The sequence below is a fragment of the Aquabacterium fontiphilum genome, assembly GCF_009909205.1.
Classification (GTDB): domain Bacteria; phylum Pseudomonadota; class Gammaproteobacteria; order Burkholderiales; family Burkholderiaceae_C; genus Aquabacterium; species Aquabacterium fontiphilum.
In genome coordinates, this window is record NZ_JAAAPN010000013.1 from 71,491 (window position 1) to 90,039 (window position 18,549).

At 65.1% G+C, this 18,549-nt stretch carries 12 protein-coding genes; 9 read left to right on the forward strand and 3 right to left on the reverse strand.

Going from position 1 to position 18,549, the window contains the following annotated elements; genetic code table 11:
- Positions 1–138 precede the first annotated feature (138 nt).
- The 7 genes from xseA (at position 139) to zapE (ending at position 9,793) form a co-directional block, all read left to right on the forward strand.
- Positions 139–1,461: an exodeoxyribonuclease VII large subunit gene (xseA, locus tag GTZ97_RS14725; protein WP_161651402.1), complete on the forward strand. Its 1,323-nt coding sequence runs from the start codon at positions 139–141 to the stop codon at positions 1,459–1,461.
- Between the two features lie 121 nt (positions 1,462–1,582).
- A complete protein-coding gene (gene sodB, locus GTZ97_RS14730) occupies positions 1,583–2,164 on the forward strand; it encodes a superoxide dismutase [Fe] (protein WP_161651403.1) in 582 nt (193 codons plus the stop codon).
- Between the two features lie 308 nt (positions 2,165–2,472).
- A complete protein-coding gene (locus GTZ97_RS14735) occupies positions 2,473–5,331 on the forward strand; it encodes a 2-oxoglutarate dehydrogenase E1 component (RefSeq protein ID WP_161651405.1) in 2,859 nt (952 codons plus the stop codon).
- Positions 5,332–5,437: 106 nt separating this feature from the next.
- On the forward strand, positions 5,438–6,718 hold the full coding sequence (odhB, locus tag GTZ97_RS14740) for a 2-oxoglutarate dehydrogenase complex dihydrolipoyllysine-residue succinyltransferase (RefSeq protein ID WP_161651407.1): 1,281 nt from the start codon (positions 5,438–5,440) through the stop codon (positions 6,716–6,718).
- A gap of 70 nt (positions 6,719–6,788) precedes the next feature.
- Positions 6,789–7,106, forward strand: coding sequence for a PspC domain-containing protein (locus GTZ97_RS14745; protein WP_161651409.1), 318 nt, complete (start codon positions 6,789–6,791; stop codon positions 7,104–7,106).
- Positions 7,107–7,150: 44 nt separating this feature from the next.
- Positions 7,151–8,590: a dihydrolipoyl dehydrogenase gene (gene lpdA, locus GTZ97_RS14750; RefSeq protein ID WP_161651411.1), complete on the forward strand. Its 1,440-nt coding sequence runs from the start codon at positions 7,151–7,153 to the stop codon at positions 8,588–8,590.
- Between the two features lie 90 nt (positions 8,591–8,680).
- Positions 8,681–9,793 (forward strand): cell division protein ZapE, encoded by a 1,113-nt coding sequence (gene zapE / locus GTZ97_RS14755; protein WP_161651413.1) that lies wholly within the window; start codon positions 8,681–8,683, stop codon positions 9,791–9,793.
- A 39-nt stretch (positions 9,794–9,832) separates the two neighbouring features.
- Here the strand turns inward: zapE and GTZ97_RS14760 are convergent, their stop codons facing one another.
- Entirely contained in the window at positions 9,833–10,600 is a 768-nt protein-coding gene (locus GTZ97_RS14760; RefSeq protein WP_161651414.1) for a PP2C family protein-serine/threonine phosphatase, read from the reverse strand.
- A 104-nt stretch (positions 10,601–10,704) separates the two neighbouring features.
- On the opposite strand from GTZ97_RS14760, the gene GTZ97_RS14765 reads away from it, so the two are divergent.
- A complete protein-coding gene (locus GTZ97_RS14765; protein ID WP_161651416.1) occupies positions 10,705–10,908 on the forward strand; it encodes a YdcH family protein in 204 nt (67 codons plus the stop codon).
- Between the two features lie 6 nt (positions 10,909–10,914).
- Here GTZ97_RS14765 and GTZ97_RS14770 read toward each other — a convergent pair whose 3' ends face one another.
- Positions 10,915–13,506, reverse strand: a complete 2,592-nt coding sequence (locus tag GTZ97_RS14770) for a [protein-PII] uridylyltransferase (RefSeq protein ID WP_161651418.1) — start codon at positions 13,504–13,506, stop codon at positions 10,915–10,917.
- 16 nt (positions 13,507–13,522) lie between these two features.
- A complete protein-coding gene (map, locus tag GTZ97_RS14775; protein WP_161651421.1) occupies positions 13,523–14,341 on the reverse strand; it encodes a type I methionyl aminopeptidase in 819 nt (272 codons plus the stop codon).
- Between the two features lie 152 nt (positions 14,342–14,493).
- Here map and purL point away from each other — a divergent pair, with 152 nt between their 5' ends.
- Positions 14,494–18,531 carry a phosphoribosylformylglycinamidine synthase gene (gene purL / locus GTZ97_RS14780; RefSeq protein ID WP_161651499.1) on the forward strand — a complete coding sequence of 1,346 codons (4,038 nt, stop codon included), beginning with the start codon at positions 14,494–14,496 and terminating at the stop codon, positions 18,529–18,531.
- Positions 18,532–18,549 lie beyond the last annotated feature (18 nt).

The window sequence follows — 18,549 nt, forward strand, 5'->3', positions numbered from 1 at the left end:
CTTGGTTTGCCACTTTTTTAAGCAGCATTTTTTCGTTTAAAATCAACAGCTTAACGAAATTTGACGCGCATATGACAGCCTCTGCGGGGGGCATGGTCCCATGGGGTTGCCTGTGGATGGGCGCCCGGAGTCTCCAGCATGACCACCTTTGATTCCCCCTCGGCCACACGGGTCTGGCGCGTCGCCGCGCTGGTTCAGGCGGTGGCCGACGCGCTGCAGGCACGGTTTGCCACGGTGACGGTGCGCGCTGAGCTCAGTGGCTTCACCCGCGCGGCCAGCGGCCACGCATACTTCACGCTCAAGGACGACCAGGGTCAGGCCGCGCTGCGGTGCGCGATGTTTCGCCGGGCCTTCGCTCAGGCCGAGCAGGGAGGGTTGGTGCCGCGCGAAGGGCTGCTGGTCGAAGCAGTGGGGCAGCTGTCGGTTTACGGCGCCCGCGGCGAGCTGCAACTCGTGGTGGAGCGGCTTCGCCCGGCAGGCGAGGGGGCGTGGTACGAACAGTTTCTACGGCTCAAGGCCCGCCTGGCAGCTGAAGGCTTGTTCGATACCGCACGCAAGCGCCCCTTGCCGATCTATCCCCGCCGGGTGGCGGTGATCACCTCCAGCGCGGCGGCGGCCCTGCGCGATGTGCTGCACGTTCTGGCGCGGCGCTGTCCGCATGTCGAAGTGTGGCTGGTTCCCTGCGCTGTGCAGGGTGCGGACGCCCCGCCGCAGATCGTGGCGGCGTTCGACGCCGTGCGCCAGGCCTGCCGCGACGGCATGGCGCCCGACGCTGTCTTGCTGTGTCGCGGTGGCGGCAGCATCGAGGACCTGTGGTCGTTCAACGACGAGCGGGTGGTGCGCGCTGTTGTCGCCTGCCCGGTGCCCGTGGTGTGTGGTGTGGGGCACGAGACCGACGTCACGCTGGCCGACTTTGCGGCTGACTTGCGCGCGCCCACGCCGTCCGCCGCGGCTGAAGTGATCAGCAGAGACCGCATCGAGTGCCTGCAGGCCCTCGATGCACTGGCCGAGCGCCTGAGGGGCCGGCTTGAGCGCCGGCTGAATGGCCAGGCGCAGCACCTGGACCGCCTGGCGGCGCGCCTGAGTCGCCCTGGTCGCGGGCTGGTTGCGCATCATGCGCTGCTGGATCGGCTGGCCGGCCGTCTCGCGCGCGCTGCGACCCAGACGGGTGCAATGCGCGGGCAGGACTTGCGCCACCTGCGTGAGCGACTGGCGCGGGCCGCGGTGCGGCATGCTCAGCACGCTGCACTCAGGCTGGATGGCCTGGCGGTGCAGTTGCACAGTCTCTCGCCGCAGCGTGTGCTGGAGCGCGGCTACGTGTGGCTGACCCGGGAAGACGGGCGCACGCTGCAATCGGCAGGCGACGTGGTGCCAGGCGATGCGGTGCGCGCCACACTGCAAGACGGTGTGTTGCGTCTGAACGTCACCGACGTGCATGCGAAGCCGGTTGGTGGCGACTGAAACGGCCGACGGGACCGCTGTCACCGCCACAGGCCCACGCGGCGTGGGTCCATGCCTGCAAGGGGCAAGGCGCCGTGCCTACAATCCGGCAGTCGATCCCCAACCACTTCAGGAAACCAAGATGGCACACACGCTTCCTCCTCTGCCGTACGCGCAAGATGCACTGGCTCCCCACCTGAGCAAGGAAACCTTCGAATACCACTACGGCAAGCACCATCAGGCCTACGTCACCAACCTGAACAACCTGATCCCGGGCACCGAGTTCGAGAATCTGCCTCTGGAAGAGATCGTCAAGAAGTCCAGCGGTGGCGTCTACAACAACGCAGCCCAGATCTGGAACCACACCTTCTTCTGGAACTGCATGAAGCCCAATGGCGGCGGCGCACCGAGCGGCAAGCTGGCTGATGCCATCAATGCCAAATTCGGTAGCTACGACGCCTTCAAGGAGGCCTTCACCAAGTCCGCCGTGGGCAACTTCGGCTCGGGCTGGACCTGGCTGGTCAAGAAGGCCGATGGCTCGGTCGACATCGTCAACATGGGCGCGGCCGGTACGCCGCTGACCACGGGCGACACCCCGCTGCTGACCATCGACGTGTGGGAGCACGCCTACTACATCGACTACCGCAACGCCCGTCCCAAGTTCGTGGAAACGTTCCTCAACAGCCTGGTGAACTGGGAGTTTGCCGAGAAGAATTTCGGCTGATTGCTGTTGCCAGCGCTGGCGCGCAAAGAAAAAGAAGCCGGGCTCGCCCCGGCTTTTTTTGCGCTCGCCCCAGGCATCTGGGCCCCATGCTCCATGCCCGGTTGCGACTTTTTTTCTCCACGTGTACCGCGGGGGGAGGTATCAGTGATACAGTGCCCTCCGAGATGTAAACGGCCCTTTCCGCCGTCCTGCGAGCGAATCGTGATTCATTGCAGGGCACGTCGCAATCCGCCAACCGGTCAAGCCGTGTCGCGGAAGGTTGATCAACCAGCCAACAGCCCGGGAAACCCGGGGGTGAGGTGAGCGAAATGATGCAGCAGTTCAGGTCGAACTCGTACCTGTTCGGGGGCAATGCCCCATACGTTGAAGAGTTGTACGAGGCCTACCTCGACAACCCCGGCTCGGTGCCAGACAACTGGCGCGCCTACTTCGACGCCCTCCAAAACGTTCCAGCCTCTGACGGCACGGACCACCGCGATGTGGCTCACGCGCCGGTCGTGGAATCGTTTGCCCAACGCGCCAAGGCGAATGCCTTCATGGTCAAGACCAGCTCGGCTGATCTTGATGTGGCGCGCAAACAGGTTCAGGTCCAGACGCTGATTGCTGCCTATCGTTTCCTTGGCTCCCGCTGGGCTGACCTCGACCCCCTCAAGCGCCAGGAGCGCCCCAAGATTCCCGAACTCGAGCCGTCCTTTTATGGGCTGAACGAGTCGGACATGGACATCACGTTCTCGGCCACGAACACCTACTTCACCAAGGCCGAGCACATGACCCTGCGCGAGATCGTGCAGGCCTTGCGTGAGACGTACTGCGGCAGCATCGGCGCCGAGTACATGCACATCACCGACCCGGCCGAAAAGCGCTGGTGGCAAGAGCGTCTGGAAAGCATCCGCTCCAAGCCCACCTTCTCGGCCGAGAAGAAGAAGCACATCCTCGACCGCCTGACGGCAGCCGAAGGCCTCGAGCGCTTCCTGCACACCAAGTACGTCGGTCAGAAGCGCTTCTCGCTGGAAGGCGGCGAGAGCTTCATCGCTGCGATGGACGAACTGATCCAGCGCGGTGGCGAGCGTGGCGTCCAGGAGTTCGTGATCGGCATGGCCCACCGCGGCCGCCTGAACGTGCTGGTCAACACCCTGGGCAAGCAGCCCAAGGACCTGTTCTCCGAGTTCGAACACACGGCACCCGAGCACCTGCCCGCGGGCGACGTGAAGTACCACCAGGGCTTCTCGTCGGACGTCTCGACGCCTGGCGGCCCGGTTCACCTGTCGCTGTCGTTCAACCCGTCTCACCTTGAGATCGTCAACCCGGTGGTCGAAGGCTCAGTGCGGGCCCGTCAGGACCGTCGTGGCGACACCGAAGGCGACCAGGTTCTGCCCGTGCAGGTGCACGGCGACGCGGCCTTTGCCGGCCAGGGCGTCGTGATGGAAACGCTGGCATTGGCCCAGACCCGTGGGTACTACACGGGCGGCACGGTGCACATCGTCATCAACAACCAGATCGGCTTCACCACCTCGGATCCGCGCGACAGCCGCTCGACGCTGTATTGCACGGACGTGGTCAAGATGATCGAAGCCCCCGTGCTGCACGTCAACGGCGACGATCCCGAAGCGGTCGTGCTGTGCACGCAACTGGCGCTGGACTACCGCCAAGAGTTCAACAAGGACGTGGTGGTGGACATCGTCTGCTTCCGCAAGCTGGGTCACAACGAGCAGGACACCCCCTCGATGACCCAGCCCCTGATGTACAAGAAGATCGCCAAGCACCCCGGCACCCGCAAGGTGTACGCCGATCGGCTGGTCGCTGGCGGCAGTATCTCGGCCGACACGCCCGATGCGCTGGTCAAGGCCTACCGCGAGGCCATGGAAGCGGGCCGCCACACGGTCGATCCGGTGCTGACGAACTTCAAGAGCAAGTACGCGGTCGACTGGACGCCTTACCTGGGCAAGAAGTGGACGGATGCGGCCGACACCGCCGTGCCGCTGGCCGAGTTCCGCCGCCTGGCCGAACGCATCACCACCATCCCGGCCAACTTCAAGCCGCATCCGCTGGTGCAGAAGGTGATCGACGACCGCGCGGCCATGGGCCGTGGCGAGATCAATGTCGACTGGGGCATGGGCGAGCACATGGCGTTTGCCTCGCTGGTGGCCTCGGGTTATCCGGTGCGCCTGTCTGGCGAAGACTGCGGCCGCGGCACGTTCACGCACCGCCACGCCGTGCTGCACGATCAGAACCGCGAGAAGTACGACGAAGGCACGTATGTGCCGCTGCAGCACATCGCCGAGAACCAGGCCCCGTTCGTCGTCATCGACTCCATCCTGTCGGAAGAGGCGGTGCTGGGCTTCGAGTACGGCTACGCCGGCTCCGACCCCAACAGCCTGGTGATCTGGGAAGCCCAGTTCGGCGACTTCGCCAACGGTGCCCAGGTGGTGATCGACCAGTTCATCGCGTCCGGTGAAGTGAAGTGGGGCCGTGCCAACGGCCTCACCCTGATGCTGCCCCATGGCTACGAAGGCCAGGGCCCCGAGCACAGCTCGGCCCGCCTGGAGCGCTTCATGCAGCTGGCGGCCGACAACAACATGCAGATCGTGCAGCCCACCACGGCCAGCCAGATCTTCCATGTGCTGCGTCGCCAGATGGTGCGGATGTTCCGCAAGCCCTTGGTCATCATGACGCCGAAGTCGCTGCTGCGTCACAAGGATGCCACTTCGCCGCTGTCCGAGTTCACCCGCGGCGAGTTCCGCACGGTGATCAGCGAGACCGACGAGGCCATCCAGGCCGCCAAGGTCAAGCGCATCATCTGCTGCTCGGGCAAGGTCTATTACGACCTGGTCAAGAAGCGCGCCGAGAAGAAGGCTGACGACGTGGCCATCATCCGTGTCGAGCAGCTGTATCCCTTCCCGCACAAGGCCTTCGCGGCCGAGGTGAAGAAGTACGCCAACGCCACCGAGCTGGTGTGGTGCCAGGACGAACCGCAGAACCAGGGTGCCTGGTTCTTCGTGCAGCACTACATCCACGAGAACATGGCTGAAGGCCAGAAGCTGGGGTATGCCGGTCGCCCGGCATCGGCTTCGCCCGCAGTGGGTTATGCCCACCTGCACCAGGACCAGCAGAAGGCGCTGCTGGATCAGGCCTTCGCCAAGCTCAAGGGTTTCGTTCTCACCAAATAAGGCTCAAGGCGGCACCGTCCAGGCGGGCCGCAGCCGGCGAGCAGGCGCGATGTGCGCCGCCGGCTGAGCAGGCCCGAGATGGTGCGCGCGTCAGGAGATACACATCATGGCAATCATCGACGTCAAGGTTCCCCAACTCTCTGAATCCGTGGCCGAGGCCACGCTGCTTCAATGGAAGAAGCGCCCCGGCGAAGCCGTGGCGGTGGACGAGATCCTCATCGAGATCGAGACCGACAAGGTCGTGCTGGAGGTGCCCGCGCCGTCCGCAGGCGTGATGGCACAGATCATCAAGAACGACGGTGACTCTTGCGTGTCCGATGAAGTCATCGCGCGCATCGACACCGAAGGCCAGGAGGCGGTCAGCCCGCTGCCGCTGAAGGCGATTGAAGCGCCTGCACCGGCCACGCCAGCAGCCGCCCCTGCTGCGGCTGCTGGTGGCAGCAAGTCGGATGTGGCCATGCCGGCCGCGGCCAAGCTGATGGCCGACAACGGTCTGAGCGCAGGCCAGGTTGCGGGCACCGGCAAGGACGGCCGCATCACCAAGGGTGACGTGCTGTCGGCCGTGGCCGCTGGCGCCAAGCCCGCGCCCGCCGCGGCCCCGGCTGCAGGTGCTGCCATTCCCACCGGCGTGCCGACCAGCAGCCTGCCGGCTGTTCAGGCCCCCGTGCCTCGCGTGAACCTGGGCGAGCGTCCCGAGCAGCGGGTGCCGATGAGCCGCCTGCGCGCCCGCGTGGCCGAGCGTCTGCTGCAGTCGCAAGCCACCAATGCCATCCTGACCACGTTCAACGAAGTGAACATGGCCCCCGTGATGGAAATGCGCAAGAAGTTCCAGGAGAAGTTCGAGAAGGAGCACGGCGTCAAGCTGGGCTTCATGAGCTTCTTCGTGAAGGCGGCCGTCCATGCGCTCAAGAAGTACCCGGTGCTCAACGCCTCTGTCGATGGCAACGACATCGTCTACCACGGCTACTTTGACATCGGCGTGGCTGTGGGCTCGCCCCGTGGCCTGGTGGTGCCGGTGCTGCGCAACGTCGATCAGATGACCTTTGCCGAGATCGAAAAGAAGATCGCCGAGTTCGGTGTGAAGGCCCGCGACGGCAAGCTGGGCATCGAAGAGATGACGGGCGGCACCTTCTCGATTTCCAACGGCGGCGTGTTCGGCTCGATGCTGTCCACCCCCATCATCAACCCGCCCCAGTCGGCCATCCTGGGCGTGCACGCCACCAAGGACCGCCCGGTGGTGGAAAACGGCCAGATCGTGATCCGCCCGATCAACTACCTCGCGATGTCGTACGACCACCGCATCATCGACGGCCGTGAGGCCGTCCTGGGTCTGGTGGCCATGAAGGAAGCGCTGGAAGACCCGGCGCGCCTGCTGTTCGACATCTGACAAGTTTTGCGGCCGGGCGGGCCTCACAAGGGCCCGCTCCGGACCTGCATCCTGACAGGAGACACCCGCCATGTCCCTCACCGATGAACTGGAACGCCTTGCTGCCTTGCGCGACAAGGGCGTCCTGACAGACGACGAGTTTGCACGCTTGAAGTTGCAGTTGATCGACAGGGGACCGGTGGAGCCGGCCGGGCCAGGCCCCACGTCGGTCAACCGTCTGCGCCGCTCCCGAACCGATCGTTGGCTCGGAGGCGTCTGTGGTGGTCTGGCCGAACAGACGTCGCTGGAGTCATGGGTCTGGCGACTGGCCTTCGCGGCGCTCTTCCTGTTCTGGGGTGCGGGACTTCTGTTCTACATCCTGCTGTGGATCTTCGTCCCCGACGAGTGAAACGCGGCCACCGCTCATCTCCTTCCTGAACAAGGCAGGCACACATGTCCCAACAATTCGACGTCATCGTCATCGGCGCCGGTCCCGGCGGCTACATCGCAGCCATCCGCGCGGCGCAACTCGGCTTCAAGGTCGCCTGCATCGACGAATGGAAGAACGCCAAGGGCGGGCCCGCGCCCGGCGGCACCTGCACCAACGTCGGCTGCATCCCGTCGAAGGCGCTGCTGCAGTCATCCGAGCATTACGAACAGGCTGCGCATCACTTTGCTGATCACGGCATCAACGTCGAGGGCCTGTCGATCGATGTGCCCAAGATGATCGGTCGCAAGGACACCGTCGTGAAGCAGAACAACGACGGCATCCTTTACCTGTTCAAGAAGAACAAGGTCAGCTTCTTTCACGGTCGTGGTTCGTTCGTGAAGGCCGGTGAGGGCGGCTACGAGGTTGCCGTCGGCGGCGAGAAACCTGAGACGCTGGTGGGCAAGCATGTGGTCGTGGCCACGGGCTCGAGCGCACGCGGGCTGCCTGGCGCTGCCTTTGATGAGAAGCTGATCCTGTCCAACGAAGGCGCGCTGGCGCTGACCGAGGCGCCCAAGAAGCTGGGCGTGATCGGTTCGGGCGTGATTGGCCTGGAGATGGGCTCGGTCTGGCGCCGCCTGGGCGCCGAGGTGACTGTGCTGGAAGCCATGCCGACCTTTTTGGCTGCCGTGGACGAGCAGGTGGCCAAGGAGGCCCAGAAGGTCTTCATCAAGCAGGGCATCAAGTTGCAGTTGGGCGTGAAGATCGGCGAGATCAAGACCACCAAGAAGGGCAAGGCCACCGGCGTGAGCGTGGCCTACACCGATGCGTCGGGCGCGGCTCAGACGCTCGAAGTGGACAAGCTGATCGTCTCGATCGGCCGTGTGCCCAACACCAACGGATTGAATGCCGAGGCCGTGGGCCTCAAGCTGGACGAGCGTGGCGCCATCCTGGTGGACGACGACTGCAAGACCAACCTGCCCAATGTGTGGGCGGTGGGCGATGTGGTGCGCGGCCCGATGCTGGCGCACAAGGCTGAAGAAGAGGGCGTGGCGGTGGCTGAGCGGATTGCCGGTCAGCACGGTCACGTGGACTTCAACACGATTCCCTGGGTGATTTACACCAGCCCGGAGATCGCCTGGGTCGGCAAAACCGAACAGGCGCTGAAAGCGGAGGGCCGGCCCTACAAGGCCGGTTCCTTCCCCTTCATTGCGAACGGGCGTGCCCGTGCGCTGGGTGACACCACCGGTTTCGTGAAGTTCCTGGCCGATGAGAAGACCGACGAGATCCTCGGTGTGCACATCATCGGCCCGTTTGCCAGCGAGTTGATCTCGGAGGCCGTGGTGGCCATGTCGTTCAAGGCCAGCGCCGAAGACATTGCGCGCATTTGCCATGCTCACCCCAGCCTGAGCGAGGCCACCAAGGAAGCCGCACTCGCGGTCGACAAGCGCACATTAAACTTCTGAGCCTGCTTCGTCAGGACCATGGAGAGAAGGGGTGGCAGCGCTGCCCCTTTTTGTTTGGTCGAGCCCCATCCTGTTCAAAACCGCGACAACATGCCCGCCTACAAGCAATCCGTCACCCAACTCTATGAACAGAGCCTGGCCGAGCGGGGCTACAAGGCCGACGATGCGCAACGCAAGGGCATTGCGGCGTTGCAGCGCTGCCAGGACGAATGGGCCAACTACAAGGCCAAGCGCAGCAACGCGCTGACCAAGATGCTGCGCTACCCGGAGCTACCTCGGGGCGTCTACATGTACGGCGGGGTGGGGCGGGGCAAGAGCTTCATCATGGACTGCTTCTTCAACGCCGTCCCGCTGGAGCGCAAGACGCGGCTGCACTTTCACGAGTTCATGCGTGAGGTCCACCGCCAGCTGCACGAACTGAAAGGCCAGCAGGATCCGCTGGAGGTGCTGGCCAAACGCATGGCACGCAAGCACCGCCTGATCTGCTTCGACGAATTTCACGTGGCGGACGTGACCGATGCCATGATCCTCTACAAGTTGCTGGACGCCATGTTCCGCAACCGCATGAGCATCGTCACGACATCGAACTTTCATCCCGACGGGCTTTACCCCAATGGGCTGCACCGCGATCGCATCCTGCCTGCCATCGAGTTGCTCAAGCAGCAACTGGAGGTCGTCAATGTGGACAGCGGCACCGACTACCGCCGCCGCACACTCGAGCTCGCTCGACTTTACCTGACACCGCTCAACGCGCAGACGGATGAGGAGATGCACACCATCTTCGGGCAGCTTGCCGAGAGCGCTGACGAGGCCCCCGAATTGAACATCGAGCACCGCGTGTTAAAGGCGCGCCGCCGCGCGGGCGGCGTGGTGTGGTTCGACTTCCAGACCCTTTGCGGCGGGCCGCGCTCGCAGAACGATTACCTGGAGTTGGCCTCACGCTTTCACACGGTGATGCTCAGCGACGTGCCGCACATGCCGGTGCGCATGGCGTCGGAGGCGCGACGCTTCACCTGGCTCGTGGACGTGCTGTACGACCGCAAGTGCAAGCTGGTGATCTCGGCCGAAGTGCCACCCGAGCAGCTCTACACCGAAGGGCCGCTGTCGCATGAGTTCCCGCGTACGGTGTCCCGGCTCAACGAGATGCAGTCGAAGGAATACCTCAGCGAAGAACGTCGCGTGGTGGATACCTCACTGACATGAGTCAGGGCTGGGCCTCGTCGGGCCCTGTTGCCGCGCGTATCAGCTCGGCGATTCCACGCGAACCAGCGCCAGCGACAGGTTGTCGCCGCCCCCTCGTGCCCGGTGGCGGGCCTTGGTAACCAGCATTTCCGCCGCCTCGCGCGGAGGCAACGTGTGCACGATGGCACCCAGTTCCTTCGGGGTGAAGTAGTGCCACAGGCCGTCTGAACAGACCATCAGGGTGTCGCCGACCGCCAGCCGGTTGACGCGATGCAGCGTGACGGGTGGCTCGGCCTGGGCGCCGAGGCAGGCCGTCAGCAGGTTGGACTGCGGGTGAACGTTGGCCTCTTCCTCGGTGATCTGGCCCTCATCAACCAGACGCTGTACAAAAGAGTGGTCTACCGTCCGGTGGGCGAGATCAGGGCCATTGAAGTGGTATACCCGGGTGTCGCCGACGTGAACCAGGTAGGCGGACCGGTCGGGATTGACGATGAACGCGCCGATGGCGCTGTGTGGCTCCTCCTCGAAGGCCATGGCCGTGAGCCGGATCATCAGGTGGCTTTCCTGGATCAACTGGGTCAGCGCCTGCTCGGTCGGGTCCTGTGACGGGACATAACGGTCGAACACCTGGCGTGCCGTGAGAATGACCTGGTCTGCCGCCTTGCGGCCCCCACTCTTGCCGCCCATGCCGTCGGCCACAACGGCCATGACACAGCCCGACACCCGCGGGTGCGGCAGGATTTCCACCTGGTCCTGCTGGTAGGGGCGGTCGCCACGGTGAATACCCGTGGCAGCGGCCAGGCGGAAGGGGGACGTGTCGTCGATCATCCGAAAACTATAATCGTGAAACCAGGCGATCCGATGGCTTGCCTTCGTCCCGGCGATCCCCCGTTCGGGCGTGGCTGGTCTGGCGCACGACCTGTTCCTGTTCCATGCAAGATAACCTGCACTCTCCCCAGCGACGCCTCATCGAACTGCGCATGGAGCATGCCGATCTCGACAGCCTCATTGACCGCGCTTCAGAGCAGGCGCCACTCGACGAACTGGCACTACGCCGACTGAAGAAGCGGCGGCTGATGCTGCGCGATCAAATCGCACAGCTGGAGCGCGTGCTGGATCCGAAAGAACCTGCCTGACCCCGGTCAGGCCGCCAGCGCTTCGAGCAGCTCGGTTTCAATGGCGAGTTGCGCCTTGTCCTGGCGCAGCGTCTGTCCGGTAACCAAGAAAGTGTCTTCCACCCGCTCACCCAGCGTGCTGATCTTGGCCAGCTGCACGCTGATCTGGTGGCGCGCGAGGATGCGGGCGATGACATACAGCAGGCCTGAGCGGTCACTCGCGGAAACGCTGAGCAGCCAGCGCTGAGCGCGCTCGTCCGGGCGCAGGCTCACGCGCGGGGTCACCGGGAAAGAGCGCACGCGCCGAGACAGGCGCGCCTTGCTGGGCTCGTGAAGCGGCTCCTGTGAGGATACCGCGGCGGCCAGCTGGGTCTCGACCAGTGCAATCATGTCGCGGTAGTGCACGCCTTCGAAGGTCTGGTTCTCGCCGGACATGATCTGGAACGTGTCCAGCGCATAGCCTTTGGCAGAGGTGTGGACGCGGGCGTCCTGAATGGTGAAGCCGGCTCGGTCGAAGTAGCCGCAGATGCGGGCGAACAGGTCCGCCTGATCCGGCGCATAGACGAGCACCTGCAGGCCTTCGCCGATCGGCGACAGCCGTGCGGCCACCACCGGCGCCGCCGTGCCAACGTGCTGCCACAGCACCCGCGCGTGCCAGGCGATGTCCTGGGCATCGTGCCGGGCGAAGTAGCGCATGTCGAGCGTCTGCCACAGGGGCGCCTCAATACCCGGTGGCAGGAAGTGCAGTGCCAGGGTCTGTCGAGCCTGTTGCTTGCGGGCCTCGATCTCGGCGTCCATGTGGGGGCGCGCACCGCCCAGGGCTCGGAGGGTGAGCTTGTACAGGTCTTCCAGCAGCTTGCCCTTCCAGGCGTTCCAGACCTTGGGACTGGTGCCCCGTATGTCAGCCACCGTCAGCAGGTACAGGGCGGTGAGCGTGCGCTCATTGCCCACGCGGCGAGCAAAGGCCTGGATGACGTCCGGGTCGGAGAGGTCTTCCTTCTGGGCCACGCGCGACATGGTCAGGTGCTCAGCCACGAGAAACTCGACCAGGTGCGCGTCGTCGCCCTGGATGCCGTGGTCCTTGCAGAAGCGTCGCACCTCGATGGCCCCCAGCTCGGAGTGGTCGCCACCGCGGCCTTTGGCCACATCGTGGAAGAGGGCTGCGACGTACAACAACCAGGGTTTGTCGAACTCGGATGCAAGCTGGGTGCAGAACGGGTACTCGTGCGCATGCTCCGGGATGAAAAAGCGGCGCACGTTGCGCAGCACCATCAGGATGTGCTGGTCGACCGTGTAGACGTGAAACAGGTCGTGCTGCATCTGCCCGACGATGCGGCGAAACACCCACAGATAGCGCCCCAGAACCGAGGTCTGGTTCATGAGGCGGAACAGCCGGGTCTGGCCCTGATCGGCCTGCAGGATGGCCATGAAGGCCGACCGGTTGACCGGATCCTTGCGGAAGCGCCCGTCCATGACGTTGCGGGCGTTGTACAGCGCCCGCAGGGTTCTGGCCGACAGACCCTTGAGCGTGTTGTCGCGCTGCAGGGTGTGAAACGCTTCGAGGATGGCGTGGGGTTCACGCACGAACAGGTCGTCGCTGGCCACTTCGAGAAAGCCGCCGCGGTCGAAGAAGTGCCCATCCAGCGGTCGCATGGGGGCATTGTGCGAGCCTCGCACGCGCTCTTCGAGGTTGAAGATCAGGATCTGGTTGAGCTGGGTGACCGCCTTGGCCGCCCAGTAGTAACGCCGCATCAGGACTTCGCTGGCGCGCAGCGCCGGCGAGTGGGTATAGCCAAATGATTCGGCCACCGCGGTCTGCAGATCGAAGACGAGGCGGTCTTCGCGTCGCCCCGCCACCAGGTGCAGTCGCGCGCGGATCAGCTTGAGTGTGCCTTCGTTGCGCTGGAGTTGCCGTGCCTCGAACGGCGTGAGCAGGCCGTTGCGGGCCATCTCATGCCAGGTGCGGCCCAGTCGGGCCGCGCGGGCCAGCCACAGCACGACCTGCAAGTCGCGCAGGCCGCCCGGGCTTTCCTTGCAATTGGGCTCCAGCGCGTAGGGCGTGTCTTCGTACTTGGTATGGCGCTGGCGCATCTCCAGCATCTTGGCCGTGACGAAACCGGGCACATCCAGGCATTCGTGCGTGCGCCGCTCCAGTTCGTCGAAACGGGCGCGCGAACCACACAGAAAGCGCGCTTCCAGCAGCGCGGTCTGCACGGTGACATCACGTTGCGCTTCTTCGGTGCACTCTTCAACCGTGCGCACGCTGGAGCCGATCTCCAGCCCGATGTCCCAGCAAGCGGTGATGAAACCCTCAATGCAGGGCGCGAGGCTGTCATCGCCAGCCACCGAGGGTGCCACCGGCAGCAACACGAGCACGTCGATGTCGGAGTGCGGAAACAGCTCGCCGCGGCCGTAACCGCCCACCGCGACCAATGCGGCGCCCTTGGGCGGGCATACGCCTTCCCAGAGCTTGCACAGGGTTCGGTCGACCAGTCGGGCGAGCTGGTGCAACAGCCGGCAGGCAGACGCGGTCGAGGGGCGACTGTCCTTGAACTGGGTCAGCAGATCCGCCTTGGCGGCCCGAAACTCGCTGCGCAGTGCGGGGATGTCAAGCGCCATGGGTACTGCCGTTGACTCAGGCGCTCGTCGCCTGCTGCACGGCGAAATCGGGCGGCGGCGGGCTGCCGGCCGACAGTGTCAGCACCTCGTAGCCCGTCTCGGTGACCAGCACAGTGTGCTCCCACTGCGCGGAGAGCGAGCGGTCCTTGGTCACAATGGTCCAGCCATCGCCCATGGAGCGGATGTCCTTCTTGCCCGCGTTGATCATGGGCTCGATGGTGAAGGTCATGCCAGGCTGCAGCACCTCCAAAGTGCCGGGGCGGCCGTAATGCAGCACCTGGGGTTCTTCGTGGAACTTCTGGCCGATGCCGTGCCCGCAGAACTCGCGCACGATGGAGAAGCCCTGATTCTCGGCAAAGGTCTGGATGGCATGGCCGATGTCGCCCAGGCGCACGCCGGGCTTCACCTTGACGATGCCCCGCCACATGGCCTCGTATGTGATCTGGCACAGGCGCTTGGCCGCGATCGACCCCTTGCCCACAACGAACATCCGGCTGGTGTCACCGTGCCAGCCGTCCTTGATGACCGTGATATCGATGTTGACAATGTCACCGTCCTTGAGTGGGCGATCGTTCGGGATGCCGTGGCACACCTGATGGTTCACGGACGTACAGATCGACTTCGGGTAGGGCGTGTGGCCGCCCGGGGCGTAGTTCAGCGGCGCCGGGATGGTGCCCTGAACCTGGACCATGTAGTCATGGGCGAGCTTGTCCAGCGCCTCGGTGGTGACACCCGGTGTCACGTGGGGGGTGAGGTAGTCCAGCACCTCGGAGGCCAGCCGACCTGCCAGGCGCATGGCGTCGATCTCGGCGCCGGTTTTGATCGTGATGCTCATGGGGCGGCATTATCCGTAATTCGGGCCGTCCGCATCGAGGAAGAGGCCATCGGAAAGCGCATCTGACGCGCGCCGAGCGGGCCGCGGACAGTAAAATTCGCGTTTTTCCGTCTTCCAGGCCCCCTGACGTGACCGATCGCACTCCCATCCTCATGCATTTCGAGGGCGGCAACGCCCTGGCGCCGCACCAGATCCAGTCCTTGCTGCCCAGGCTGCAGGCGATTCAGCCCCGGATTGCATCGGTTCACGCGCGTCACGTGCATTGGGTCGCACTGGACCAGGCGCTGCCGGCGTCCGAGCAGGACAAGCTGGCCGCCTTGCTGACCTACGGCGATGCCTACGATGGTCCGGCCGAGGGGGAGCTGATCGTGGTGGCGCCGCGTCTGGGCACGGTGTCGCCCTGGGCCTCCAAGGCCACCGACATCGCGCACAACTGCGGTCTGCCCATCCGTCGCGTCGAGCGCGTGACCGAGTACCGCTTGACGCTGAAATCTGGCCTGATCGAGGGGCTGGTGGGTACCCTGACGGGCTCGGGCGCAAAAGGACTGACCGATGCCGAGCGCGCCGCTGTGGCCGCCTTGCTGCACGATCGCATGACGGAGAGCGTGCTGGCGGCCCGTGAAGACGGTCGCCACCTGTTCGACGAGAAGCAAGGCGCCCCCATGGCGCATGTGGATGTGCTGGGGCAAGGCCGTGCCGCACTGGAAGCCGCCAACACGGAATTCGGCCTGGCCTTGTCGGATGATGAAATCGACTACCTGGTCAACGCGTTCACCGGCCTGAAGCGCAACCCGACCGACGTCGAGTTGATGATGTTCGCGCAGGCCAACTCCGAGCACTGCCGCCACAAGATCTTCAACGCGAAGTTCACCATCGACGGCCAGGAGCAGGATTTGTCGATGTTCGGCATGATCCGCAACACCGAAAAGCTCAGCCCGCAGCACACGGTGGTGGCCTACTCGGACAACGCTTCGGTGATGGAAGGCCATCAGATCGAGCGTTGGATGCCCAACGGTTTCACCAACGCGCCGCAGTACCAGGCCCGCGAAGAGCTGGCCCACGTGCTGATGAAGGTCGAGACCCACAACCACCCGACGGCGATTTCGCCGTTCCCGGGCGCCTCGACCGGCGCGGGGGGTGAGATCCGCGACGAAGGCGCCACGGGCCGTGGCTCGCGCCCCAAGTCGGGCCTGACGGGCTTCTCGGTGTCGAACCTGCACCTGCCCGGCACGAACGAGCCTTGGGAGCAGAACCCAGTCGGCAAGCCCGAGCACATCGCCAGCCCGCTGCAGATCATGATCGAAGGCCCGCTGGGTGGCGCCGCCTTCAACAACGAGTTCGGCCGTGCCAACCTGGGCGGCTACTTCCGCGTGTTCGACCAGCAAGTGGGGGAGGGCGAGGGCGCCATCCGCCGGGGTTACCACAAGCCCATCATGATCGCCGGCGGCATCGGCACCATCAGCGCCGAGCAGACCAAGAAGGTGGTGTTCGGCGCGGGCACGCTGCTGATCCAACTGGGCGGCCCGGGCATGCGCATCGGCATGGCCGGCGCAGCTGCGTCGTCGATGGCCGCGGGCACGAACTCCGCCGCGCTGGACTTCGATTCGGTGCAACGTGGCAATCCTGAAATCGAACGCCGCGCGCAAGAGGTGATCAACCACTGCTGGGGCCTGGGCGCCAACAACCCGATCCTCGCCATCCATGACGTGGGCGCGGGCGGCATCTCCAACGCCTTCCCCGAATTGGTGGATGGCGCGGGCAAGGGCGCGCGCTTCGACCTGAGCAAGGTGCCGCTGGAAGAGTCGGGCATGGCCCCGAAAGAAATCTGGTGCAACGAGAGCCAGGAGCGCTACGTTCTGGCCATCGCACCCGAGAGCCTGCCCATCTTCACCGCCATGTGCGAGCGCGAGCGCTGTCCGTTTGGCGTGATCGGCACGGCGACCGAGGCGCTGGAGCTGGTGCTGGAAGACACCACCAAGCCGGGCGCTGACAAGGCCGTCGACATGCCGATGGAGGTGCTGCTGGGCAAGCCGCCCAAGATGCACCGCGTGGTCGAGCGCGTGCAGTGGGACGGCGGCCAGCTGGACCTGACGGGCGTGCAACTCGACAAGGTGGCTTTCGACGTGCTGCGCCACCCCACGGTGGCCAGCAAGCGTTTCCTGATCACCATCGGTGACCGCACCGTGGGTGGCCTCAACAGCCGCGACCAGATGGTCGGCCCCTGGCAGGTTCCCGTGGCCGACGTGGCCGTGACGCTGGCCGACTACAAGGGCTTCGCCGGTGAAGCCATGGCCATGGGCGAGCGCACGCCGCTGGCCTCGGTCAACGCGCCCGCTTCCGGCCGCATGGCCGTGGGTGAGGCCATCACCAACCTGCTGGCTGCGCCCATCGAGCTGCCGCGCGTGAAGCTGTCGGCCAACTGGATGGCCGCTTGCGGCGAGAAGGGCGAAGACGCGGCGCTGTACGACACGGTCAAGGCCGTGGGCATGGAGCTGTGCCCGGCGCTGGGCATCTCCATCCCGGTCGGCAAGGATTCGCTGTCGATGCGCACCAAGTGGTCCGACAACGGCGTGACCAAGCAGGTGACGGCGCCGGTGTCCTTGATCGTCACGTCGTTCGCGTCGATCGCCGATGTGCGCGGCACGCTGACGCCGCAACTCGTCACCACCGAAAACGGCCAACCGCTGGACACCAGCCTGATCCTGATCGACCTGGGCCAGGGCAAGAAGCGCATGGGCGGCTCGATGCTGGCCCAGGTGCTCAACCAGTTCGGCAACGAGGTGCCCGATGTCGATTCACCTGCCATGCTCAAGGCCACCGTCGAAGCCGTGAACGCCTTGCGTGCCCAAGGCAAGCTGCTGGCCTACCACGATCGCGGTGACGGCGGCCTGTGGGCCACGGTGTGCGAAATGGCCTTCGCCGGCCACACCGGGGTGGCCATCAATGTGGACATGCTGGTGACCGAAGGCGCCGGCATCGACGACAGCCGTGCCGAGTACGGCGACTCGAAGAACTGGGCGGGTCAGGTCAGCGAACGCCGCAACGAGCTGACACTGCGCGCTCTGTTCAATGAAGAACTGGGCGTGGTGCTGCAGGTGCGTACGGCCGAGCGCAACGAGGTGATGCAGACCCTGCGCGAGCATGGCCTGAGCGCCCACAGCCACGTGATCGGCAAGCCCATCCTGACGGGGGCTGGCAAGCACGAAGTGCAGGTCTGGCGCGACGCCAAGGACATCTTCAAGGCTCCGCTGCAGCAGCTGCACCAGGCCTGGGACGAAGTGAGCTGGCGCATCGCCCAGCTGCGCGACAACCCCGCTTGCGCCGACAGCGAGCATGCCACCATCGGCGACGTCGCCAACACCGGCCTGCACGTGTCGCTGAGCTTCGACCCGCTGGAGGACGTCGCTGCGCCCTTCATCAACAAATCTCGCCCCAAGGTGGCCATCCTGCGCGAGCAGGGCGTGAACTCGCATGTCGAGATGGCCTACGCCATGCACCTGGGCGGCTTCGACGCCTTCGACGTGCACATGAGCGACCTGATCGCCGGTCGCGCCCGCCTGGACCAGTTCCAGGGCTTCGTGGCCTGCGGTGGTTTCAGCTACGGCGACACCCTGGGCGCCGGCGAAGGCTGGGCCCGCTCGGTGCTCTTCAACCCGCAACTGGCCGAGCAGTTTGCGGCCTTCATGAACCGTGGCGACACCTTCGGCCTGGGCGTCTGCAACGGCTGCCAGATGCTGGCGGCGCTCAGCCCGATCATCCCGGGTGCCGAACACTGGCCCAAGTTCACCACCAACCAGAGCACGCGCTTCGAGGCCCGTCTGAGCCAGGTCGAGGTGCTGGAGAGCCCGTCCATTTTCTTCGCAGGCATGGCCGGCAGCCGCATGCCGATCGCCGTGTCGCACGGCGAGGGCTTTGCCAACTTCTCGCAGCGTGGCGATGCGGCCAAGGTGCACCGCGCGGTGCGGTTCGTGGACCACACCGGCGCGCCGACCGAGGTCTACCCGTTCAACCCCAACGGCTCGCCCGAAGGCCTGACCGGCGTGACCACGCCCGACGGCCGCTTCACAGCCATGATGCCGCACCCGGAGCGCGTGTTCCGCAACATCCAGATGAGCTGGACCAGCGGCGACAAGAGCTCCCCGAGCCCGTGGCTGCGCATGTTCCGTAACGCGCGCAAGTGGGTGGGCTGAGGCGGTTGCACGAAAGTT